At 38.7% G+C, this 22,406-nt stretch carries 22 protein-coding genes and 1 pseudogene; 3 read left to right on the plus strand and 20 right to left on the minus strand.

Annotation, left to right across the window (positions count from 1 at the left end; genetic code table 11):
• Positions 1-39 precede the first annotated feature (39 nt).
• From JCM9157_RS09925 to JCM9157_RS09945, 6 genes are all read right to left on the minus strand, one after another.
• A complete protein-coding gene (locus tag JCM9157_RS09925) occupies positions 40-354 on the minus strand; it encodes a LapA family protein (protein WP_035664325.1) in 315 nt (104 codons plus the stop codon).
• Positions 355-371: 17 nt separating this feature from the next.
• Positions 372-1,271, minus strand: a complete 900-nt coding sequence (locus JCM9157_RS09930) for a cation diffusion facilitator family transporter (RefSeq protein ID WP_035664327.1) — start codon at positions 1,269-1,271, stop codon at positions 372-374.
• 549 nt (positions 1,272-1,820) lie between these two features.
• Positions 1,821-2,765: a protein translocase subunit SecF gene (secF, locus tag JCM9157_RS24985; protein WP_173401252.1), complete on the minus strand. Its 945-nt coding sequence runs from the start codon at positions 2,763-2,765 to the stop codon at positions 1,821-1,823.
• Positions 2,755-4,059, minus strand: coding sequence for a protein translocase subunit SecD (gene secD / locus JCM9157_RS24990; protein ID WP_173401253.1), 1,305 nt, complete (start codon positions 4,057-4,059; stop codon positions 2,755-2,757). The genes secF and secD overlap by 11 nt, the downstream gene beginning before the upstream one ends.
• Positions 4,060-4,165: 106 nt before the next feature.
• A complete protein-coding gene (locus JCM9157_RS09940; protein WP_035664329.1) occupies positions 4,166-4,441 on the minus strand; it encodes a post-transcriptional regulator in 276 nt (91 codons plus the stop codon).
• Between the two features lie 11 nt (positions 4,442-4,452).
• Entirely contained in the window at positions 4,453-4,938 is a 486-nt protein-coding gene (locus JCM9157_RS09945) for a COG2426 family protein (RefSeq protein WP_052013059.1), read from the minus strand.
• 223 nt (positions 4,939-5,161) lie between these two features.
• Between JCM9157_RS09945 and spoVB the strand changes: the two genes are divergently transcribed.
• Positions 5,162-6,733: a stage V sporulation protein B gene (spoVB, locus tag JCM9157_RS09950; RefSeq protein ID WP_035664331.1), complete on the plus strand. Its 1,572-nt coding sequence runs from the start codon at positions 5,162-5,164 to the stop codon at positions 6,731-6,733.
• 156 nt (positions 6,734-6,889) lie between these two features.
• On the opposite strand, the gene JCM9157_RS09955 is transcribed toward spoVB, so the two are convergent.
• Both JCM9157_RS09955 and JCM9157_RS09960 read right to left on the minus strand, forming a co-directional pair.
• Positions 6,890-7,540 carry a DUF421 domain-containing protein gene (locus JCM9157_RS09955; RefSeq protein WP_035664333.1) on the minus strand — a complete coding sequence of 217 codons (651 nt, stop codon included), beginning with the start codon at positions 7,538-7,540 and terminating at the stop codon, positions 6,890-6,892.
• A gap of 81 nt (positions 7,541-7,621) precedes the next feature.
• Positions 7,622-8,910, minus strand: a pseudogene (locus JCM9157_RS09960) (ArsB/NhaD family transporter).
• 158 nt (positions 8,911-9,068) lie between these two features.
• Here JCM9157_RS09960 and JCM9157_RS09965 point away from each other — a divergent pair.
• Positions 9,069-9,446: a TIGR04086 family membrane protein gene (locus tag JCM9157_RS09965; RefSeq protein ID WP_035664334.1), complete on the plus strand. Its 378-nt coding sequence runs from the start codon at positions 9,069-9,071 to the stop codon at positions 9,444-9,446.
• Between the two features lie 44 nt (positions 9,447-9,490).
• Here the strand turns inward: JCM9157_RS09965 and yajC are convergent, their stop codons facing one another.
• The 12 genes from yajC to nadB form a co-directional block, all read right to left on the minus strand.
• Positions 9,491-9,754 (minus strand): preprotein translocase subunit YajC, encoded by a 264-nt coding sequence (gene yajC / locus JCM9157_RS09970; protein WP_035664335.1) that lies wholly within the window; start codon positions 9,752-9,754, stop codon positions 9,491-9,493.
• A gap of 57 nt (positions 9,755-9,811) precedes the next feature.
• The gene (gene tgt, locus JCM9157_RS09975) at positions 9,812-10,951 is read right to left on the minus strand and encodes a tRNA guanosine(34) transglycosylase Tgt (RefSeq protein ID WP_035664336.1); all 1,140 of its coding nucleotides are present in this window, start codon (positions 10,949-10,951) and stop codon (positions 9,812-9,814) included.
• Positions 10,952-10,962: 11 nt separating this feature from the next.
• Positions 10,963-11,988, minus strand: a complete 1,026-nt coding sequence (gene queA, locus JCM9157_RS09980; protein ID WP_035664337.1) for a tRNA preQ1(34) S-adenosylmethionine ribosyltransferase-isomerase QueA — start codon at positions 11,986-11,988, stop codon at positions 10,963-10,965.
• 85 nt (positions 11,989-12,073) lie between these two features.
• The gene (locus JCM9157_RS09985; protein WP_035664338.1) at positions 12,074-12,292 is read right to left on the minus strand and encodes a DUF2905 domain-containing protein; all 219 of its coding nucleotides are present in this window, start codon (positions 12,290-12,292) and stop codon (positions 12,074-12,076) included.
• Positions 12,292-13,290, minus strand: a complete 999-nt coding sequence (gene ruvB / locus JCM9157_RS09990; protein WP_035664340.1) for a Holliday junction branch migration DNA helicase RuvB — start codon at positions 13,288-13,290, stop codon at positions 12,292-12,294. Before ruvB ends, JCM9157_RS09985 begins: the two co-directional genes overlap by 1 nt.
• Before the next feature lie 15 nt (positions 13,291-13,305).
• Positions 13,306-13,911 carry a Holliday junction branch migration protein RuvA gene (gene ruvA / locus JCM9157_RS09995; RefSeq protein ID WP_035664342.1) on the minus strand — a complete coding sequence of 202 codons (606 nt, stop codon included), beginning with the start codon at positions 13,909-13,911 and terminating at the stop codon, positions 13,306-13,308.
• Between the two features lie 168 nt (positions 13,912-14,079).
• Entirely contained in the window at positions 14,080-14,646 is a 567-nt protein-coding gene (locus tag JCM9157_RS10000; RefSeq protein ID WP_035664345.1) for an intercompartmental signaling factor BofC, read from the minus strand.
• A 216-nt stretch (positions 14,647-14,862) separates the two neighbouring features.
• Complete coding sequence (locus JCM9157_RS10005; RefSeq protein ID WP_035664347.1) at positions 14,863-16,164, minus strand: YhcN/YlaJ family sporulation lipoprotein; 1,302 nt, start codon at positions 16,162-16,164, stop codon at positions 14,863-14,865.
• Between the two features lie 148 nt (positions 16,165-16,312).
• A complete protein-coding gene (gene safA / locus JCM9157_RS25000; RefSeq protein ID WP_052013060.1) occupies positions 16,313-17,410 on the minus strand; it encodes a SafA/ExsA family spore coat assembly protein in 1,098 nt (365 codons plus the stop codon).
• A 215-nt stretch (positions 17,411-17,625) separates the two neighbouring features.
• Positions 17,626-18,732 (minus strand): quinolinate synthase NadA, encoded by a 1,107-nt coding sequence (gene nadA / locus JCM9157_RS10015; RefSeq protein ID WP_035664349.1) that lies wholly within the window; start codon positions 18,730-18,732, stop codon positions 17,626-17,628.
• Positions 18,732-19,571, minus strand: coding sequence for a carboxylating nicotinate-nucleotide diphosphorylase (gene nadC / locus JCM9157_RS10020; protein ID WP_035664351.1), 840 nt, complete (start codon positions 19,569-19,571; stop codon positions 18,732-18,734). The genes nadA and nadC overlap by 1 nt, the downstream gene beginning before the upstream one ends.
• Before the next feature lie 11 nt (positions 19,572-19,582).
• Positions 19,583-21,154, minus strand: coding sequence for an L-aspartate oxidase (gene nadB, locus JCM9157_RS10025; RefSeq protein ID WP_052013061.1), 1,572 nt, complete (start codon positions 21,152-21,154; stop codon positions 19,583-19,585).
• A gap of 122 nt (positions 21,155-21,276) precedes the next feature.
• On the opposite strand from nadB, the gene JCM9157_RS10030 reads away from it, so the two are divergent.
• Positions 21,277-22,404, plus strand: a complete 1,128-nt coding sequence (locus tag JCM9157_RS10030) for an IscS subfamily cysteine desulfurase (protein WP_035664353.1) — start codon at positions 21,277-21,279, stop codon at positions 22,402-22,404.
• Positions 22,405-22,406 lie beyond the last annotated feature (2 nt).

Genomic DNA, 22,406 nt, shown 5'->3' on the forward strand with positions numbered 1-22,406 from the left:
CAAAGGGTTACAACGATCAATACTTTAGAGATTATACTACTATTTTCCTTTGTCTCTTTGGTTAGGAATCTTATCGGAGTCTTTAATAACTGGTTTTTCTTTTTCTAGTACCTCATTTGATTTTTGGTTTTTCAACCGCTTCATTTCTGCTTGTAATTGATAGATCCTAAGCATTCCGACAGCACCTGCAACAATGGCCCCCATTAGAACTGAACCTAATATAACTAAAATGAGTGGCCACTCTGCATTACCAAACAAGTAATTGACGCGAACAGGATCGACGTTTATGACAGCGAAGACGGCAATAACAATAGCAACCACTAAACCTAATATTAAGCTCCATTGTCCTTTCATCCGACCAACTCCTCTTTTTACTCTAACTTCTTATAAGGGTTTATATGAACTAGCACGTCATGAACATTTTTTTCTTTTAGTAGACGTTCTTTTACCTTCTTTCCTATTCCATGACCTTCTTCAACGGTGATTGAAGGTTCTACAGCTACTTTAATATCTATAATGACATAATGTCCATGTTCTCTTGCAAAGAACTCATCAATATTTAGGACACCTTCCACTTCATTAGCTGCTTTCACCATTTCTATTGTATCTTCTTCGTGTAAAACATGATCAAGAGCGTTATGAATAGATTGCTTCCCTAGTGACCAAGCCATCTTCCCAATCAGAATCGCTACAAAAGCACTCGCAATTGAATCACCGTATACAAGCCACGGTATATTTAAGTAGCCACCAAGTAAGGCAGCTCCAATACCAATTAACGCAGCAAAAGAAGAGAACACATCTGATCTATGATGCCATGCATCAGTGATCAAAGCCTCACTATTATACTTCTTACCCAAATTATACTTATAACGAAACATTAATTCTTTCACAACAATTGAAAAAATAACAGCATAAATCGCAATAACTTTCGGAACAACTACAGGCTCAAAAAAAGATTTAAATGCTCCGAGTGCAATTTCAAACCCAACAATAAATAATAAAACCGCAACAATTATGGCAGCGACTGACTCTGCTTTTCCGTGTCCATAAGGGTGATCTCGGTCTGGTGGTAGCTTTGCAGCTCGAACACCAATTAGTACAACAACTGAACCAACGACGTCAGAAGCTGAGTGAACCGCATCGGCAACTAACGCGCGGCTATTTGACATAATTCCGATCACAGCTTTAATTGCTGCTAATATAATATTTCCAATAATACCAACCCATGCTGCAAATCTAACTTTTTGATAACGAACCTCTGCCTCGGACACACAAACACCTACTTTATCTTTTTAGTTTATGCTAGTAATCATAAATTCTGTACTTATTTTACCATCTATAGGGGAGTTCATTCATTTTTCTGTAAAAGAACGAGCTTGTTCATTCGTATCTTCTAAATTTTAATAACTATTTTTTCTAAAGCTTTCTTTATTTTTAGGCTATTTACGCATGGTTTGATTTTTTTTAGGTTTGTGTAAGGACAGGTTCGTTCCATTGCGCTGCAGCCTCTCGCTTTCCGCGGGGAGGTGCCGAGCCCTCCTCGGCTGCGCCTGTGGGGTCTCGGCCCTACCTCTTTTTCCCGCAGGAGTCGAGTGGCTTCCGCTCCATTTCACTTAGTGTAAAAATACATTTAAAGTAAGAATTATTAAAAAAACACCCTTGTTATAAAAGTCTATTTGCGTATACTTTGTTGTTTAATGGCTCTGTTACATTATGCTTTAGTTTTCATTAAGAATGAAGTAACAATCCTTGCGAATTAGAGCCTTATAAAAAAAGGCCAAATCTTTGAGTCGATTTGGCCTTTCTTGAACTTTCTCTAACTAAACAGTTGGTTCACCTTCTGGTTGTTGTTTAGCAGTAAATTTTTTGCTTTTTAGTTGTTTTGCTTTCCAAATTAACCATAACTGTGCTGCGAGGAACATGGAAGAATATGTTCCTGCTACAAGTCCGATTAATAAAGCAAGCGCGAACGATCGTATTGCTTCTCCACCGAAAATAAAGATAGCTGCCGCTGCAAATACAACAGTTAAAACGGTATTAATGGAGCGAGCTAATGTTTGTGTCAAACTTTTATTGACGATTTTTCTCAAGTCTTCAAAATCTTTAACTCGTTTTGCAAGCTTCATGTTTTCTCTTATCCGGTCAAATGTCACAATTGTATCATTAATGGAATATCCGACGATCGTTAACACGGCTGCTATAAAAGGAACATTCACTTCTATTTGCAATAAACTAAATGCTGCAATGATAAAGAAAGCATCATGCAATAAAGCAACAATAGCTGCAATCCCATACAAAAATTCGAATCGAATTGTTACGTAAATAATGATACCAATAGAAGCGATTAGGACAGCAAAGAGAGCATTTCTAGCAAGTTCGCGTCCAATTAAAGGGTCCACAGTACTTACACTAGGCTCAGCTCCATATTTGTCTTGGTAGTATGTTTGAATTTGGGCAATTTCATCGGGCGTTAATACTCCAACAAAACCGACACTCGCCATCTCATTATTATCTCCACCAAGCTGAACTGCATCAGGGGTAAATCCATCACCAATTTCAGCAAAGTCATTATAGACCTCTTCAGCTGTAATCGTCTCTGGAGCTAACAAATCTACTCTCGAGCCACTATCAAAGTCAATTCCGAGATTTAATCCTAACGTCAACAATAAAATAACTCCGATTAATGCAAAGGCACCAGAAAAGACAAAGAATTTTTTCTGATGTTTGACGAAATCGATCTCTTGATTTTGAAAATTAAAGTTCACTGATTTCACCTTCCTTTACACCAAACCAACGATATTTCTTATTTAACGCACGACTATTAATCCATAATCCAAGCAAGAGGCGTGATCCATAAACAGCCGTAACAAAACTAGTTAAAATACTGACAATTAACATAACTGCAAATCCTTGTACCGAGCTTGTCCCATAAGAGAACAAGACAGCTGCAGCAAGAATAGTTGTGATATTTGCATCTAAAATCGTTGATAACGATCTACGACTTCCTGCTTTAAAAGCTGACATTACTGATTTTCCTGAACGAATTTCTTCTTTTATTCGCTCGTATGTAATAATGTTTGCATCAACTGCCATCCCCACACCTAGAATTAACGCTGCGATACCAGGAAGAGTCAAAACGGCATTCATCCAGTTAAATACTAATAACACAAGGTAAATGTATGTAGTAAGTGTAATAACAGCGATAACGCCCATAAAGCGATAATAGAATAGCATATATAAAAAGATTAACGCTACACCAATAAATCCTGCGTAAACCGTTTTCTGCATCGCTTGCTCACCTAAAGACGCTCCGACAGAATTTGAATACATTTCTTCCAGTTTCACAGGCAAGGATCCCGCATTTAACACTTCTGCAAGAAATTGTGTTTGGTCAACCGTGAAGCTCCCCGTTATGGTCGCTGTGTTACCAGGAATTACTTCAACTACTCGAGCCGCAGATAAATACTTAGGGTCTGCTTTCATCGCTTCAGCAGCATATGAGTCTACACCTTCTTCAAAATCAAGCCACATAACTAATAAGTTTTCAGCTGGATCTCTTTGAAGCATATCTCTTGAAATTTGTTCCATTTGTCTTGCATCTTTTAACGTTAACGAAACGATAGGATCGTTCGTATCAGGGTTAAAAGTCGCTCTTGCGCCGTTTTGTTGTAAATCTGCTCCATCTACAAGCACTTCGTCATAAACATCGCGAATAGTTAAACTTGCCTCTGTAGCAAGAAGCTCTCTTGCTGTTTGCTGGTCTGCTACTCCCGCTAACTGCACTCGGACGCGATCCTCACCTTCAATACGAATATTAGGCTCAGATACACCTAGTACATTAACACGCTGATTCAGAGCACTGACCGTGGCTCGTAATACCTCGTTATTTATTTCGTCTCCGTCATGTGCTGGCTCAACCTTGTATAAAATTTCAAAACCACCTTGAAGATCTAAGCCTAGCTTGATTTCCTTTGCGATTCCCATAACAGTTGAACCAATAACTCCTGCTAGGATGGCAACAATTAGGAAAAAAGCGAATATTCGTCCTTTTTTCACCATATTTTTGTTCTTCCTCCTTAGATTTAACCAACTACGTTCCATCCGTAATCTATTTAAATACAATATTTCTATTATAGCTTTTCAGGAAATTCTCTGTCAATTTCTTCTAAGATTCATATTCAGCAAACCAATCGGCTGGCTCTTGGTAAGCATGAATTGTGAGCCATGTCATAAATGTTTGAGGTTTAAGTGTTAATATGACATTCACAAAGTGATGCATGTGGATAAATTCTTTTTTCTTTCTTAGTTGGTACAACACACAATCCCAAACCTCATCAACTGTCGCACGATCATAACCAAGAAAATGTAACTCATCTACTTTACTTATTAAAGCTGGTTCGATATCACTACGCCAAACCTCAAATTGTTGCTTCCCCGTCATCTTAATCCTCCTTAGAAAATTGAATACATGAAACTAGCGACTCCAACCCCTGCAATTACGACACCTGTAGCAATTGCCGTAAACGCATAACGCCAAGGGATAAAAAAGAGAATGGCTGCAAGGCAGGCTGAATATGCCCCAGTAGTTGGCAGCGGAATCGCTGTAAATAAAATTAATCCAATTGCACCAAACTTCTCTACTTTATCACTCTTTTTCATTGTACGCTGATAAAGCCAATCATAAAATCGTTTATAAAAAGAAAATCGAAGCATCCACTTACTAATAGGTTGAAATAACAGAAGGATTGGAATGATTGGTAATAAATTCCCTCCGATGCCGTACAAAAGAGCTTCCCAATAACTAAATCCCATTTGATGAGCAACAGGAATGCCTCCCCTTAACTCTAAGATTGGTAATGCCGAAATAAATATTACAAGTAGTTCAGGTGGTAAAAAACCAAAATGATCAAAAATAAATTGTTTAATTGCATCTTTCACAGTAGTCTTCCCTCCAAGTGTTTGTATAGTTTTAGGCGTTTACAATCAAATTCTCTCCTAGGGAACAATTTAATGCGATAAGCATTCTAATAAACGTTCCTACTTTACTATCAACAAGAATTCTATAAAACCTCCATATACTTGTCATGCTTGACCCACTATTAAGCATATAAATAATAGCGCAAAATATCCATCATTTTTTTATGAAGGTAGGGGCTATTACATGACGAAGCAAACATTTCTTAAAGGAGCACTGATTTTAATTATCGCCGGTCTTATTACAAGATTTCTAGGCTTCGTGAATAGAATCGTAGTTGCTAGAATTATGGGAGCTGAAGGGGTAGGCTTATATATGATGGCTGTCCCAACCTTACTCCTTGTCATTACATTAACTCAGCTTGGATTACCAGTTGCTATTTCTAAGCTAGTTGCAGAGGCAGAAGCTACTAACGATCGTCCACGTATCAAAAAAATCTTAGTTGTATCTTTAACTGTAACAAGTATTTTAAGTGTTATTTTTACGATCGCTATGATTGCTTTTGCACCGTTCGTTTCAAATTATCTGCTAACCGATAAAAGAGCTTATTACCCATTAATTGCAATTGCTCCGATTGTACCGATCGTTGCACTTTCTTCCGTAATGCGAGGGTACTTCCAAGGACGTCAGAATATGAAACCAACAGCTTATTCTCAAGTCATTGAGCAAGTGGTGCGAATAACACTCGTAGCTATTATGACGACCGCCTTTTTGCCAATGGGTGTTGAATACGCTGCTGCAGGTGCGATGATTTCGGTCGTAATCGGGGAATTTGCTTCTTTGCTTTATATGATTCTGATGTTTAAACGAAAAAAACGTTTTCGTCTTCGCCGCGATTTCTTTTCCTATGCAAAAGAAGGAAAGCAAACGTTTCGTGATTTAATGGCCATTTCCCTTCCAGCAACAGGTAGTCGTCTTATTGGCTCCATATCGTTATTTTTTGAACCGATTGTCGTGGCTCAAAGCTTAGCACTTGCTGGAGTAGCAACTGTGATCGCTACAAGTCAGTACGGGGAACTTGCCGGGTTTGTTATTCCCGTTTTATTATTACCAACCTTTATTACGTATTCATTATCTGTTTCCCTTGTCCCAGCTATAAGTGAAGCATCTGCAAAAAAACACTATAAAACGATTCACCATCGATTAAACCAAGCATTACGATTAGCGTTATTATCGGGTGGTATTTCAGCCGTTATCCTTTATGTATTTGCAGAGTCAATTATGGATTTAATGTATGATGCGCCAACCGTAGCGACTTACTTAAAACTCATGGCTCCATTCAGTATTTTCTTGTATTTCCAAGGCCCACTACAAGCTACTTTGCAAGCATTAGATCTAGCCAAAGCTGCGATGATGAACAGTTTATTTGGAGCAATAGTAAAAATAGCCGCCATCTTTGTTTTAGCATCTAGACCTGAACTCGGAATCATGGGAGCCGCTCTTGCTATTGTTATCAGCTTTGTTTTAGTTACCTTACTTCATTTCGCTTCAGTCGCGAAAACCATTAGTTTTACAATAGATACAAAAATGATCTTAAAATCTATTCTGCTAATCGCTGCGTCCACTTGGATCGGTTTTGTATTTTCCAACTACGCCTTTTCATCCTTTACTCAACTATGGCAAACAGTACTTGCGATTGGAGCGACTACGGTATTTTACTCTGGCCTCATGCTTATCCTGGGTCTTATCAAAAAAGATGAGGCAAATCGCATTCCAATTGTCGGTAAATGGGTAGGTTCGCTTATTCCAGGTAAATAAAGTCATAAGCTAAGCCAAATGCACGTATGTTAAAAAGCCTGTTGGAGTTGAAATACTACTCTTAACAGGCTTTTATAATGGTCAACCACCTACCTTAATCAACAATAAGCTCACTTCTTCGCTTCATTCAAGCAAAGAAGTGAGCTTATTATGTTACTATTCATCCTTTAGATCTACAAAGAAAGTATCTTTATCTTTTAAAGCACAATAAGATATTTTCTTGATATCTCGGTAACCAATCTTTCGCATTTGTTGCCTTAACCATAATGGAGTTTGATTTATTTGCTCTAAATGATCGTCTTGTACTTTTCCATCTAATATAAGAGGTAGTGGCATAAGTGGTGGTTGTTCTTCCCCTTCTTGCTTTTCTACAACAGATAATTTACCAGACGGCTCTAAAATAGCAAATTCAACGTCCGATAATTTACTAATTTTATTTTGCCTTAATTGAACAAGAAGATCATCAAAATTATACCGCTGTTTCCTCATTTCCTTCTCATCAATCTTCCCTTCATTAATTAAAACAGAAGGTTTCCCATCAATTAATTTTCTAAGATGGTTACTCTTTAACGATATTAAGGCTAAGGCTATCTGAATAGCCGAAAGAATCACAATTGGAATGATTGAATACATCATTGGCACGTCAATATTTTCTATTGAAACAACCGCTAATTCGGCAATCATTATGGAAACAACAAAATCTAAAACCGAAAGTTGTCCGATCTCCCTCTTTCCCATAAACCTTAGCACAAAGAGAATAATGAAGTAGATGAATATCGTCCTGAGCAAGATTGTCATGTAATCCATCGGTTCCCTCCTCCTTGTACATATCTAACTTTAGTATGACCGAAGGAGAGAAACACATGATTTGTAGCTTTTGGAAACAAGCTACATGAACTGATATAAATAACGAATATAAAGATAAACTGTTGAAATAATAAAGGAAACAATCGCAATTGGGAAGCCAACTTTTAGAAATTCCCAATAACTAAATGAATGTTTATTTTTTACCGCAATTCCAGCAACAATGACATTTGCCGTTGCTCCAATAATCGTTGCATTTCCTCCAAGACAAGCCCCTAGCGCTAAAGCCCACCATAAAGGATCTAAATTACTCATCCCAAACTCTTGAAATTCAAGGATGACCGGAATCATTGCTGCTACAAAAGGGATATTATCAACAAATCCGGATAAAATACCTGAACCCCATAAAATAAACATGGCCGTTTTCGGAAGATCTCCTTCTGTGTAGTAAATGATTGATTTGGCAATCTCATCGATAATCCCAACTTCTTTTAGTCCACCTACGAGCATAAACAGTCCAACAAAGAAAAAGAGTGTAACCCATTCAACGGATCGGAATACCTCTTCCATGTCTTGCTCCTCATGAGTGATCAACATTAATAAAAGCGCTCCAACCATAGCAATACTTGTTAAATCAACTTGGATAAGCGGCTGAAAAACAAAAGCTAATGTTGTCATCGTAAGAACTGAAACTGATTTAATTAACAACTTTTTATCCTTAATATATGTAGTTGGATCAAGAGCTAACAATTTAGCTTGATCTTCTTTTGAAACAACAAGTTGTTTCTTATACAAGATGACCAAACCAAACATGACAACAGCAAAAATAATGATAACAACTGGACTTAAGTGAATTAAAAAATCATTGAACGTAAGATGCTCAACAGCTTGCCCAATCATTAAATTTGGGGGATCCCCAATTAAAGTTGCTGTTCCTCCAATATTAGACGCCATGACAATTGTTAGTAAAAAAGGCACAGCCGGAAGCTTCAACAAAGAAGTTAGTGTGAAAATAATAGGAACAATTAATAAAACCGTTGTCACATTATTTAAAAAAGCTGATCCGAACGCTGTCAAAGACGATATGACAATCAACAACGGAATCGGTCTCCCTTGCACCGCTCTCGCTAACGACACGGCTACATACTCAAAAAATCCACTTTGGCTCGTAATTGAGACTAAAATCATCATGCTAATAAAAGCGTAATCGTATGCCAATCTATATGGTGCAAAAAAGCTGCATTGATTTCATATACACCAAATACAAGCATGAGTACTCCACCGAAGCAGGCAATGACAGCTCGGTTTAATTTTTCTGTAATGATAAAGAAATAACTGCAAAGAAAGATAATTAACGCTAAGGTAACCCCCATGTTTGTACTCCTCTCCTCCATTTCTACCATCCTATGACAGACGAGCTTGAAACATGTCCGAATTTCTAGACAAGCAAAATCTTGCTTCTATTTTGAACAAGCCTGAATAAGCTGTAATAAGGGTTTTTAATTTCCTAATTGAAAGGAGAGAGATTTTCTTGGCTTATCGAGGATTTTTTCCAGCAGTTTTATTTGGGTTAACAACGATTCTTTTGATTGCACTTTCATTTAGTTTCGTCGTCTCACTTGTTTTGTCTTTTTCAAGTTTAACAGAACACTCTGTTAAATGGCTTATTACGATCGTTGCCTTTGTTACGATGTTTTTAGGAGGAACTATTTCTGGAGCAAAAGCAAAAGAAAAAGGTTGGATCGCAGGAGCATTCACCGCATTACTATTTTCCCTTTTGACATTCTTAATCCAATATTTAGGTTACAATAATACTTTCACAAGCGAACAATATCTGTTCCATGGAGGCTATATTTTAGTGGCAGCTATCGGTGGCATTATTGGGGTAAACCTTTCAAGCAATAAATAAAGTAAAAAAGAGCGCGGCTTATGCTGCGCTCTTTTTTATGTAAATCAATCTGGGTTTACAACTTCCCTTACAGCTGCACGATCAAATGTTAGCTTGCGGTTATCGTTTACAAGAATCACCATAACATCGTCGTCAACTGAATCAATCGTACCGTGGATACCACCGATTGTAATGATTTTATCTCCGCGTTTTAATGCGTTATGCATTTCACGGATTGCTTTTTGCTTCTTTTGTTGTGGACGAATGAGTAAGAAGTAAAAAATAGCAAACATTAAAATAAGTGGAAGTAACGTTCCAAAAATCTCCATCTTTATCCCCCCTTTCATTAATAAAAAGTAAGTGAGTAGCTATAAACGCGTCACTTATTAGAAGTTTTTTGCATTAGGTTTGTTAAAGCCATATTGCTCAAAAAACTCTTCTCTAAAATCAAGCAAACGATCTTCTCGTATAGCTTGTCTAACCTGTTCCATTAATTTTAACAGGAAATACAGGTTATGATAAGAGGTAAGTCTAAATCCGAACGTTTCTTCACATTTTACTAAATGACGAATATAAGCTCTGCTGTAGTTTTGACAAACGTGGCAATCACAATTTTCATCAAGTGGTCTAAAGTCTCGAGCGTATTTGGCATTCCGAACGACTAATCTTCCTGTACTCGTCATAAGCGTCCCATTTCTCGCTATTCTTGTAGGTAGTACACAATCAAACATGTCGATCCCTCTGATTGCACCATCAATTAAAGCATCTGGAGAACCAACTCCCATTAAGTATCTTGGTTTATTAACAGGTAGATGAGGTGTAGTAAATTCAAGTACTCGATTCATCACATGTTTCGGTTCCCCAACAGAAAGACCTCCAACTGCATACCCAGGAAAATCAAGTGAGACGAGATCTTCAGCACTTTGCTTTCTTAGATCTTCGTATTCTCCACCTTGAACGATACCAAATAACCCTTGATCAGCAGGTCGCTCATGAGCAGAAAGACAACGCTCTGCCCAACGACTAGTACGTTCAACAGACTTCTTCATATAGTCATGTTCAGCTGGGTACGGTGGACATTCATCAAAGGCCATCATAATATCCGAGCCTAAAGCATTTTGAATTTGCATCGCCTTTTCAGGGCTTAAAAATAATTTATCCCCATTTAAGTGATTTCGGAAGTGGACACCCTCTTCTTCAATCTTACGCAAGTCACTCAAACTAAAGACCTGAAATCCACCAGAATCCGTTAAAATGGGTTTATCCCAGTTCATAAATTTATGCAACCCACCAGCTTCTTGAATGATATCATGGCCTGGTCTTAACCATAGATGATACGTATTACTCAAAATAATTTGAGCATTCATATCTTTTAAGTCTTCAGGACTCATTGTTTTAACAGTTGCTAATGTTCCTACTGGCATAAAAATAGGTGTTTCAAACGTGCCATGAGGAGTATGAACTTTCCCAAGCCTCGCTCCAGATTGTTTACACGTTTTAATGTGTTCATAAGTAATAGCTGTCATTGTCTTCCTCCTTAGCGGATCAGCATCGCATCTCCAAAACTAAAGAAGCGATATTTCTGTTCAACTGCGTGTTTATAAGCGTTCATGACATGTTCTTTCCCAGCAACGGCACTAACAAGCATGACAAGCGTAGATTTCGGTAAATGAAAATTAGTAAGCAAAGCATCAAAACCTTTAACTTCATAACCCGGATAAATGAAGATGGAAGTCCAACCTGAAGCTTCTTTATAACTCCCATGGTCACTTACAATTGTTTCTAGTGTCCTTGCAGATGTTGTTCCTACTGCAACAACTCGACCACCATTTTCTTTCACTGATTGTAGTAAACGGGCGGTTTCCTCATTCATTTGATAAAACTCTGCATGCATTTCATGCTCCTCTACATTATCGACACTAACAGGTCTGAATGTCCCAATCCCTACATGTAAAGTAATAAATGCAATCTGCACACCTTTTTCTTTAATTTTTTCAAGAAGCTCAGTGGTAAAATGTAAACCTGCAGTCGGAGCAGCAGCAGAACCTCTATTTTTGGCAAAAACGGTTTGATATCGCTCCTGATCAGGTAACGTTTCTTTAATATACGGAGGAAGTGGCATTTCGCCAAGTTCATCTAAAATCTCATGAAAAATCCCTTCGTACTTCATTCTCAACACCCTACCGCCATGATCAGCCTCACCTATACATTCTGCGATTAATTTTCCATCTCCAAAAGAAATGATGGTTCCTTTTTTAACTCTTTTGGCCGGCTTTACAAGGGTCTCCCACTCATTCCCCTCTGTTTGTTTAATCAGAAGTACTTCAATACTAGCTCCTGTTTCCTCTTTTGTTCCGTATAACCTAGCTGGCAGGACACGGGTATCATTTAAGACTAAGCAATCTCCCGCTTTTAATTCATCAATGATTGAAACAAATTCGAGGTCTTTCGTTTCACCAGTCTCGCGGTCAAGAACAAGCAAACGAGACGCCGTCCTATCTGGAAGCGGCGTCTGAGCAATTAACTCTTCTGGTAAGTAAAAATCAAAATCTTCTACATTCATGTTTAATTCACCTTTTTAAGTCAAAATAATTGCCTGCTTAACATATCTTGATTATCATATCGAATCCAGGAACCCCTTGCAACTGTTACCTGAACCGTCCGATTATAAAAAACACTAATGATAATATTACGCTAACGATGATACTCGTCATTAAAGGAAAATAGAAAGTCGTATTTTCACGTTTAATTAAAATATCACCAGGTAGTTTCCCAAGTGGAATATAGCGTCCAATCGCAAACCAGACAATTCCAACTAGAATAAAGAGTATGCCAATAATAATTAACATTTTTGGAAAAGAACTCATTAATTCGGAACCTCCAAATTAAAATGCTGATAACAGGCAGCTGTTACAACCCTTCCTCTCGGCGTACGTTGGATAAATCCAATTTGCAATAAATAAGGTTCATAAACATCTTCAATCGTATCAGGTTCTTCACCAATTGTTGCAGATATGGTTTCAAGTCCAACCGGCCCACCACGATATTTCTCAATCATCCCAAATAATAATTTATGATCAATATGATCAAGACCAAGGGCGTCTACTTGTAAATCTCTAAGAGCATTTTGAGCTAACGTTAGAGTAATCGTTCCATCCCCTTTAACTTGAGCAAAATCACGTACACGTCTTAGTAGTCGATTGGCAATACGAGGAGTCCCTCTAGAACGTCTTGCTATTTCCCCCGCAGCATCATCATCAATGCTCGTCTGAAAAATATCAGCAGTCCTACTAACTATAATAGCCAATTCTGCCTCAGTATAATACTCTAATCGCGCAAGTACTCCAAATCGATCTCTTAAAGGTGCTGATAACATGCCAGCTCTTGTTGTTGCCCCTACTAACGTAAATGGTGGTAAATCTAACCTAACTGATCTTGCCGTAGGGCCTTTTCCAATAACAATATCAAGACAGAAATCCTCCATTGCTGGGTATAGAACTTCTTCCACCATGCGATTTAGCCTATGTATTTCATCAATAAAAAGGACGTCTCCAGGTTCTAAAGATGTAAGGATAGCTGCTAAATCACCTGGTCGTTCAATCGCTGGCCCAGAGGTCGTCCGCATTTGAACCCCCATTTCAGCTGCAATTATTCCCGACAGTGTGGTTTTTCCTAAACCTGGAGGACCATATAAGAGAACATGATCCAAACATTCCTCTCGCATTTTGGCAGCTTCCATAAATATAGAAAGATTTTTTTTTACTTTCTCTTGTCCAATATATTGTTCAAGCTTCAGCGGACGAATGGACTGGTCAATGGAGTCTTCCAACCCATGAGCTTCAGCTGAGATCATTCGTTCTTCCACAGGGATCACCTCCTTTTAGCCTTTTAACATTAATTGAAGAGCCTTTTTAATATAAGCATCTGTCGTCAAATTTTCCTCTTTTAAATGAGGTCGAACTTTTTTGAGCTCTTTTTCCACATAACCTAAAGCACTTAATGCTTCCATTGCTTCTTCTAACTGCTTATTTTCCGTTGTTTTCTGTGAAATAGCAATCACTTCTGGTTTAAACAAATTCGGTGCAAAGTCACCTAGCTTTCCTTTAAGGTCAAGAATAATTTGACGAGCTGTTTTTTTCCCTACACCTGGGAATTTCACTAAATATGATTCATCTTCTTCCTCTATAGCATGAACTACGTGCTCTGGTTGTCCTGAAGCTAAAATTGCTAAAGCTCCCTTAGGTCCAATTCCTGAGACATTTAATAATTTTTCAAATAAAGCTCTCTCGTCTTTTGTTTGAAATCCGTATAAGCGGATTAAATCTTCTCTTACATAGTGGAATGTATACACCATTACATCTTGCTCTAAATAGCTTGAGTAACTGTACGGATTTGGACAAAACACTTGATAGCCCAGTCCATTATGATCTATCACAACATATTGTGTGTTTATATCCACCAAAGTACCTTTAACAAATTCAATCAAGTCATTCTTCCTCTCTACATACGAACATTTATTTCTATTTTAGCATAAACAGAAAGAACTCGTTAGTTTAAAACAAAAGGCGTGTGAAAAGAGCTAAACAAAAAGAAAGAGTGACTCGTAAGTAGTCCCTCTTATGGTCGGGAGACTAAACAAAGAGTCACTCTCTTGTTACATTTGCTGGGATTTATATTGTCCAAGTACTTGTAATACCTCTTCGTAATTTTTTAAGTCTTGAACAGGAATTCCATTCATGAGATCAAGGTGCTGTTGGCTTTTTAATTTGCTTGTATCTAATTGAAAGAAGGATTGAATGACTCGATCTTTTGTTGGTACTCCTTCATAAATCGAAAGAATTCCTTCCTCCGTTATTCCGAAATATCCATTCATTTTTAATAAAGGTGAAATGTCATCAATATTCTTCCGGAATATCATTTCTGATTCATTCTGATCCACTAAAACCCACTCTTCATAAAAGGCCCAAAAGTCCTCAGTCGACCAAATCGTCTCATGAACTACTTCTTGACTCGTCTCTCCATCTAAATAAACCCGCTCTAAAATAACATCAACTTGTTTAGGACTCATGACTGAAACAGCTTCGATATGGCTATTCTGTTCTGTAGTCTCTTGACTTCCTTCAATAACGTTCGCATTCCACACCATAAATCCTGCACTTATAAAGAGAACAGAAAAGCATAAGAATAGAACGCTTTGCTGAATTTGTTGGAATTGCTTCATCAGCTCTTCACCACCATCAGTAAAAATAATTAAAAGGTTACTACCATTGTTAGGTTAATGTTGCCCAAAACTGGAATTTATCATTCGTATTTTTAAAAAGCTTCTCCTAAGACTTTGTTAATTTTTAATTTTTTTCTAGGCACTTTCCTGCGGCAATATGTAAAAGGAGGGCAAACTGAAAAAAGCAGTAGGGATTTAATCCCTACTGCTAGAAACTTAACGTGAACGTTCAAATGGACGTTGTGCTGCTCGACCTAAGTCGCCAAGCATATCTGTAAATGTTGCTCCGATTTCATCAAATGCTGTACCTGTGCGTAGAGTATTATCCATTGTACGGATTCTTCCCACTGCATCGTTATCAGTTACAACACGAACATTTTTCCCATCAGCTAATCTTTTTGCAGAACGTTCAACATTACGTTTTACACCGTCAATATCATCATCAGCTGTGATCCCAATTACCACGTCGTCATCATGGATGATAACTCGTGCTTCATCAACACCATCAACTTCTTCAATTTGATCTACCATACGTTGAACCGTTTGTCCGTCGTAATCTTTATGGTAGTTTACTGTCCCTTGTGCTCCAGTATGACCTTGATCATGTTGAACACCCGTACGGTTCCCATGACCTGTAGTACCTAAACCAGTCCCTCGATTAGCTGTGCCGCGATCACGTCCTTCTAAATTCATTGCTCCGTGACCTTGACGTTGATGTCCAGGTGTTGTACCTAACGCACCTGCACCACCTCTTGCTCTACCACGTAAAATACCATCTTCATCCACCATACCAGGGCGATTTCCACCAGTTAAACCAGCTCGTTCTGTTCCAGTTGTGCCTTGGCCACCAAACATACCAGTACCACCACGACCTTGAGTTCCAAACAGTCCTTGATTGTCACGAGTATTGTAATTGTTTAAGTGAGTACGTGTTTGACCTTGATTTTGGTTATCTTGACCTAAACCGAAGAAACCACCAGCACGTCCTTGACCTGTATTTTGACCTACACCATTAATGGTAGTTCTACCAGTTACACCTTGACCAGTAATGCCTTGCTCCGTACGGCCAGCATTACCTCCATTGAAAAAGCCACCTTGACCTGTTTGGCCAGTTCGACCTTGGCCTCCTAAAAAGCCACCTTGACCTGCTTGACCTTGGCCTCCAAATAAACCACCACGTGCTTGAGTACCAACACCTGCTCCTTGGCCAGTACCTTGTCCACCAGTAGCACGGTTTGTGCCATGAGCTGTATGACGGTCAGTACCTAGTCCTGTTGTTCCTTGTCCAGTACCTAAACCTGTTGTGCCGCGACCATTATCGCGAGTCATCATATCTGTTAATGGACCTTCACCTTGATGACGACCTGTAGTAGCGCCACCGCCTCGCATATCTTGAGCAGTTGTACCTGTTTGATACTGATTAGCACCCATATCTGTAGCTTGGTTATCTGCACCACATCCTGCAAGACCACCTAATAGCATCGTTGCAGCTGCGACTGACATTGCAATTTTTTTCATTTGTTTTCTCCCCCTTTCACCAATTATCATGGCTTTTAAGAAGGAGCTTTACACTGGTTGTTCTTGGTTAGTATTCCAAATCCAAAAGAACCTATAAGGTTTTAAGCCCTTATAGGTTCTCACTATTTATATGATCAATGTCTACACCTTAATCATCATAATCATCATAATCATCTGATTCATGATATCCTTGCATGTAAAATTGATCTTGCATTGGCATCATCTGACCATTTGGACCATACGTTATTGGTTGAGTTGGTCCACAACAATCTGATCCATTAAATGATGGTTGATGCGGCATCCCTTGTTGCATCGGCATATGGCTAGGATAAAACGGCATAGGCATTTGATCTTGACCAAAGGATGGAGGCATCATGGGCTGTTGTTGATGATGCTGTGATTGATGTTGTGTTGGTTGATGCTGTTGCGGAAATTGCTGCATGTATGGTTGTTGACCTGTAGGTACTTGTTGCCCAAGTTGTTGGTTAGGATAAAACGGCATTTGTTGTTGCTGCTGATATGGTGGACACGGCATTTGTTGCGGTTGCATACCAAATGGTTGAGCTGGTCCGCATCCTGGCATTAACGGGCTTACCTGCATATAATCTGGTTGCATTTGCGGCATAGGCTGTTGTGGTTGCATAACAGGCTGCTTTTGTGTCGGCTGTTGTGGTTGCATTATTGGTTGCATTTGCGGCGGCATTGGTTGTTGTTTAGGTGTATAGTGTTTTTTGGGTGCATAGTGTTTTGGTTCGTATGTTTCCTTTTTAATTGGTTTTAATTGTTCCTTCGGTTTAGGCATTTCCTTTTTTGTCTCAGCTTTAGCTTTTACAGGTGGTTTTTGAACGGTCGGCATTTTTGGTTTAGGTTTCACCTGTGGCTGTTGTGGCTGATAGAAATTCACATTAGTTTGATACGTATTTACATCAATTTTCTTTTTAACTGGCTGCTTCATTTGAGGCATCATCGGCATCTCAACATGAGGCATTTGTGGCATTTCCATTTTAGGTTGTTCTTTTGGTTGCACCGGAGCAACTTGCGCTTCTTTTTTCGGTTGTTCTTTTACTACTTGAGCTTCTTTTTTCACAGGAACACTACCTGTAGGAATTTTTATCTTCATCCCCGGCATAATCATATCCGGATTGGATAATTGTGCATTAGCAGCTTTCAACTGTTCGAAATCCACTCCGTACTTCTCAGCTAATTTCCAAAGAGTATCACCTTTTTGTACAATATGAATCTTCACGTTAACATTCCCTCCTCATACCGTTCTTTACATCCTATGTGCCTTTAGGCGTTTTGACACGCCATCTTTCATCGTCATAATTAATCGAAATAGGGAGAAGACTAGTAATGCAAGGGTTCTCAGCACAGCTTATGTCTAAAAAAATAGGTTTATGCCTACTTACATGAAAAAACCCATCGTTTTATGGATGGGTTAGAAAGTATTTGATTTAAACATTAATTTGGACGATCCAGCATTCTTTGTAGAGCTAAATTTGCTTCTTTTGTCGTCATTTGATCTACAGTGATAGGATAATGCAGATTTCCTTCTATGAGCTCCTCCAATGACCAGAGTAAATGATCTAAATCAATCCGATTCATAGTAAGGCATGGACACATCGTCGGATTTAATGAAAAGACTTCTTTATCAGGGAATTGCTGAGCTAAACGATTAACTAAATTCATTTCAGTTCCAACAGCCCAGGCCGTACCAGGTTCAGCTTTTCGAATTGTTTCGATAATATAATGAGTAGAACCATTTAAATCAGCCGCTTGAACAACTTCAAACGTACATTCTGGATGAACGATAATGTTCGTCTCTGGAGACTGCTTTCTTAATTGTTCTATTTGCTCGACTGTAAACTTCTCATGAACGGAGCAGTGGCCTTTCCAGAGGATGACTTTTATCTCTTCTACAGGACCATCACACACCAGTTTTTGAGCAATCGGATCCCAGATACCCATCTCGTGTAATTCAATACCAAGATCATAAGCTGTATTCCGCCCTAAATGTTGATCAGGTAAAAAAAGCAGTCTTTGTTTTTGCGTGAACGCCCATTCAACCATAGACTTAGCATTTGAAGAAGTAACAGTAGCTCCACCGTTCCTTCCACAGAACGCTTTGATGGCGGCTGTACTGTTCACATAAGTTAAGGGTAGGATCGTATCTCCGTACATTTTTTGTAACTCAACCCAGGCATGTTCAGTTTGCTCGATATCTGCCATGTCTGCCATCGAACAGCCGGCTTTTAAGTCAGGTAAGATAACATGCTGTTCATTCGTTGTTAACATATCAGCCGTTTCAGCCATGAAATGAACACCACAGAATACAATATACTCTGCATCACGGTTGTCCTTTGACAATTGAGCCAACTGTAAAGAGTCACCTGTCGCATCAGCAAACTCAATAACTTCATCTCGTTGATAATGATGTCCAGGTATAAATAATTTGGAACCAAGCTGTTGTTTAATCTCAAGAATTCTAGCTCGTTTTTCTTCTGTTGTCATTTCTCTATATTTTTCAGGTAGTCGGTCAATCGTTGCTACTTTGTCAAGAAATTTCATTACATTTCCTCCTCAAGTAAAAAACTTATATCTGTTGATTTTACTGAATGCGTTAAACAACCTAATGAAATATAATGAACGCCACAATCTTTGAATGAAGGAAGAGATTCTAAATTAATGCCTCCTGAAGCTTCCGTCACAATTGTTTTCGGTACTAGGTTAACGTAATGTTTGATTTCTTGAGGTGTTGCATTGTCAAACATGATCACATCTACATTCGCGTTTACAGCTTCTAACACTTCTTGTTCATTTGTCGTTTCCACTTCAATTTTCACCATATGTCCAACTTCATTTCGGACTGTCCTCACAGCTTTCTGAATTCCTCCACAGGCTAATAGATGGTTTTCTTTTAACAAGACCGCATCACTTAAACTACGACGATGATTAAAACCTCCCCCACAACGAACCGCGTATTTTTCAAAGATTCGTAATCCAGGAGTCGTCTTTCTTGTGTCACAAATCCGAATAGATGAATCGTCTAATTGCTTAATCGCTTTTTGAGTCATAGTTGCTACACCAGACATCCGCTGAAGAAGATTTAACAGCACTCTTTCCCCTGCTAGTAAATCTTGAATATTTCCTTCAAAGCGAGCAATAATGTCTCCCTTGTTAAAAGCAACACCGTCTTTTATTAACACATGAACTCTGATAGAAGGATTAATAATTTGATAGCCAATCGACAATAGCTCAGCGCCTGCCATAACTCCATCTTCTTTGGCTTTTAGAAAAGCTTTTCCGCTTGCGTTTCCCATAATGGACGATGCGGTCGTAATATCTAATTCTCCTAGATCTTCTTTAAAAAAGTGTTCAAGCTTTTCTTTTACAATAAGTTTGTTCAAGTTTATTCCTCCTAAAGGCTATTCATTGCTATCTTATGATCTTTTTCTACTTGCACAGAAATTCCTGTGTCCATCGTTAAAGATAGATAGTGGTGAAACCATCTAGAATCGTTGCGTTCAGGAAAATCTGCTCTGTAATGCCCACCACGGCTCTCCGTTCGCATCAGAGCAGCGTTTGTAATCAACCAAGCAACGAGAACCATATTCTTGCTTTCTATTTCCACCTTTGTATCAGAAGAACGCACATATTTGGCTGTATTTACAAATGGCTCTAACCACTTTTTCATTTGGTTAAGTCCATCTAAACTTCTTTCGATCCCAACAAACCTTGTCATTTGTCTTTTGATCTCATCTTTACTCGGTAATTGAAGCAACAGTTCTTCTTTCTCCCTTTTCTCTTTAACTAAAACTGGAACTAATAACTTTGCTTTATTAGCGAGGATATCTTTAGCTACTTGTTCGGCAAACACAAGTCCTTCTAATAACGAGTTGCTAGCTAAACGATTTGCACCATGGACTCCAGTACAAGCTACTTCACCAACAGCGTAAAGGCCTTCAAGATTAGTTCGGCCGAATTGATCTGTTTGCACACCGCCACTAATGAAATGCGCTCCTGGAGCAACAGATAGGGGTTTATCTTTAACATTAATCCCCAACTGCTTACATCGAGCCGACAGACCAGGGAATTTAGATTGAAAATTCGTAATTCCACTGCAATCTAGGTATACTTTCCTTCCCGCCTCGAGTGCACGGTGGATTTCTCTACTCACAACGTCCCTTGAGGCTAATTCTTTTAAAGGATGTTCTGCCATGATTCTTAATCCACTCTCATCAACTAATGTTGCGCCTTCTCCACGGACCGCTTCACTAATTAATCCAAAGGTCATTTGCTCATTCGTTAACAAGGTTGGATGAAATTGAATAAATTCCATATCACGAAGCACTGCACCAGCTCGGTAAGCAAGTGCAAAACCATCACCCGTCGCTTCTGGTACATTCGATGTATGTGTATAAAGTTGACCTAAACCTCCAGTTGCTAAAACAGTTGTTCTAGCATATACGGTTTGCTTATTATGAATCTCTACACCGACAATACGATTATTGCTTTTTACAAGCTGATGTACTTCCGTATGATCGAGTATCGTCACCCTATCTCGTACCGCTTTTATTAAAGCCTTTGTAAAAGCCTCTCCAGTTTTATCTCCATTTGCATGAACAATTCGCCTTTGTTGGTGAGCGCCTTCCATCCCAAGTGATAAATTTCCATCTTGCATCCTATCAAAAGGAACCCCTAGATCTATTAATGTTTTCACTATCTCAGGTGCTTTTTTCACAAGAATCTCGGTATGGCTGTAATTATGATGATCTTGACCTGCATTAATCGTATCAGCAAAATGCTTCTGCCAATTATCTTCTGTCCCAAGAGCTGCGGCCATGCCCCCCTGAGCCCAGCTAGAATTACTGACTTCAACTCCCGACTTTGTGATAACAATCACATTTAATTGGTCAGCTAACAAGTGAGCTGTCATTAATCCTGCAATCCCACTGCCAATGACAATAACATCAACTGTTTGATCAGCCATTATCATCCCCCCATGAATTTTACAGTTGTCTTGTCACCTATCTTCACATAAAATAAGAGTTGTGACAAGCGATTTTTTATGTTTAAATAGGGAAATTATTGGTTTTTATTAGGAGGAAAACTATGATTTACTTTGACTATAGTGCAACCACACCGATGTCCTCGTATGCTTTAGAAACGTACAACCGCGTAGCTACTGATTTTTTTGCAAATAGTCGGAGTATACATCGGCAAGGTTTAGAAAGCGATGACGTTCTTACACTTAGCAGACAATCAATTGCTGATTTGCTATCTGTTCAACGAGATGAAATATATTTTACAGGTTCTGGTTCAGAGGCAACTTTTTTAGCGCTAACAAGTCTAGCTTTTTCTCGTGAACATAAGGGTAGAACCATCATTACAACAGAAGGTGAACACCATTCTGTACACCAAACTATGATGTACTTACAAGAACATGGATTTAACATTATTTATTTACCGGTTAATCAGTTCGGACAGGTAACTGAAGAAACACTACGCTCAACTATAACTGCTGATACTATTTTGGTTTCAATTGCACATGCAAACAGTGAAATAGGAACCGTTCAGAATCTAAGCGAGCTTGGCCATATATTAAATGAAGAAGGAATCCTTTTTCATAGTGATTGCGTTCAGACATTCGGTAAACTTGATATACCCACTTCATTATTAACAAGCGCTACTTTTTCTGCTCATAAACTGTATGGACCAAAAGGAGTAGGTGCAGCTTATATTAATAAACAAACTCATTGGACACCTTTCCTTCAAGGGACTACTCATGAAATGGGATTTAGAGCTGGAACGGTTGATGTCCCTAGCATCGCGGCTTTTGCAGCGGCTGCTGAAGAATACTGGCCAATCGCCAAAGATGATATGGTAAAATTTAGACAATACCGTCAAATGGTCGTAGATTCCTTTTCTTCTGATTCTAGATTTATCTTTGAAGGTCATCCAACTAAAAGATTGCCTTTTCATATTTGTCTAAGAATCAAAGGAGTAGAAGGTCAGCTAGTTATGTTAGACTGTAACCGTAATGGACTAGCTGTCTCAACGGGATCAGCTTGCCGTGTAGGTGACACCAAACCATCAAACACGATGTTAAGCATTGGACGAAGCATAGAAGAAGCACATGAGCTCGTTCGAATTACTTTTGGTCGCTACACGAAAAAAGCAGACATAAATAAACTCATTGATACACTAAAGCAAATTGTTATTACTTATAAAGGAGACTAAAA

The organism is Halalkalibacter akibai JCM 9157, from assembly GCF_000513135.1.
In the GTDB taxonomy this organism is placed as follows: Bacteria; Bacillota; Bacilli; order Bacillales; family Bacillaceae_D; genus Halalkalibacter; species Halalkalibacter akibai.

Excerpts from the sequence above, each read along its gene's own strand:
- nadA (WP_035664349.1), bottom strand. The coding sequence starts at position 18,732 with ATGAAATTTCTTGACAAAGTAGCAACGATTGACCGACTACCTGAAAAA.
- secD (WP_173401253.1), bottom strand. The coding sequence starts at position 4,059 with ATGGTGAAAAAAGGACGAATATTCGCTTTTTTCCTAATTGTTGCCATC.
- nadB (WP_052013061.1), bottom strand. The coding sequence starts at position 21,154 with ATGGCTGATCAAACAGTTGATGTTATTGTCATTGGCAGTGGGATTGCA.
- JCM9157_RS10000 (WP_035664345.1), bottom strand. The coding sequence starts at position 14,646 with ATGAAGCAATTCCAACAAATTCAGCAAAGCGTTCTATTCTTATGCTTT.
- JCM9157_RS09985 (WP_035664338.1), bottom strand. The coding sequence starts at position 12,292 with ATGAGTTCTTTTCCAAAAATGTTAATTATTATTGGCATACTCTTTATT.
- JCM9157_RS10005 (WP_035664347.1), bottom strand. The coding sequence starts at position 16,164 with ATGAAAAAAATTGCAATGTCAGTCGCAGCTGCAACGATGCTATTAGGT.
- spoVB (WP_035664331.1), top strand. The coding sequence starts at position 5,162 with ATGACGAAGCAAACATTTCTTAAAGGAGCACTGATTTTAATTATCGCC.
- JCM9157_RS10030 (WP_035664353.1), top strand. The coding sequence starts at position 21,277 with ATGATTTACTTTGACTATAGTGCAACCACACCGATGTCCTCGTATGCT.
- tgt (WP_035664336.1), bottom strand. The coding sequence starts at position 10,951 with ATGACAGCTATTACTTATGAACACATTAAAACGTGTAAACAATCTGGA.
- JCM9157_RS09940 (WP_035664329.1), bottom strand. The coding sequence starts at position 4,441 with ATGACGGGGAAGCAACAATTTGAGGTTTGGCGTAGTGATATCGAACCA.
- JCM9157_RS09955 (WP_035664333.1), bottom strand. The coding sequence starts at position 7,540 with ATGGATTACATGACAATCTTGCTCAGGACGATATTCATCTACTTCATT.
- queA (WP_035664337.1), bottom strand. The coding sequence starts at position 11,988 with ATGAATGTAGAAGATTTTGATTTTTACTTACCAGAAGAGTTAATTGCT.
- yajC (WP_035664335.1), bottom strand. The coding sequence starts at position 9,754 with ATGGAGATTTTTGGAACGTTACTTCCACTTATTTTAATGTTTGCTATT.
- JCM9157_RS09925 (WP_035664325.1), bottom strand. The coding sequence starts at position 354 with ATGAAAGGACAATGGAGCTTAATATTAGGTTTAGTGGTTGCTATTGTT.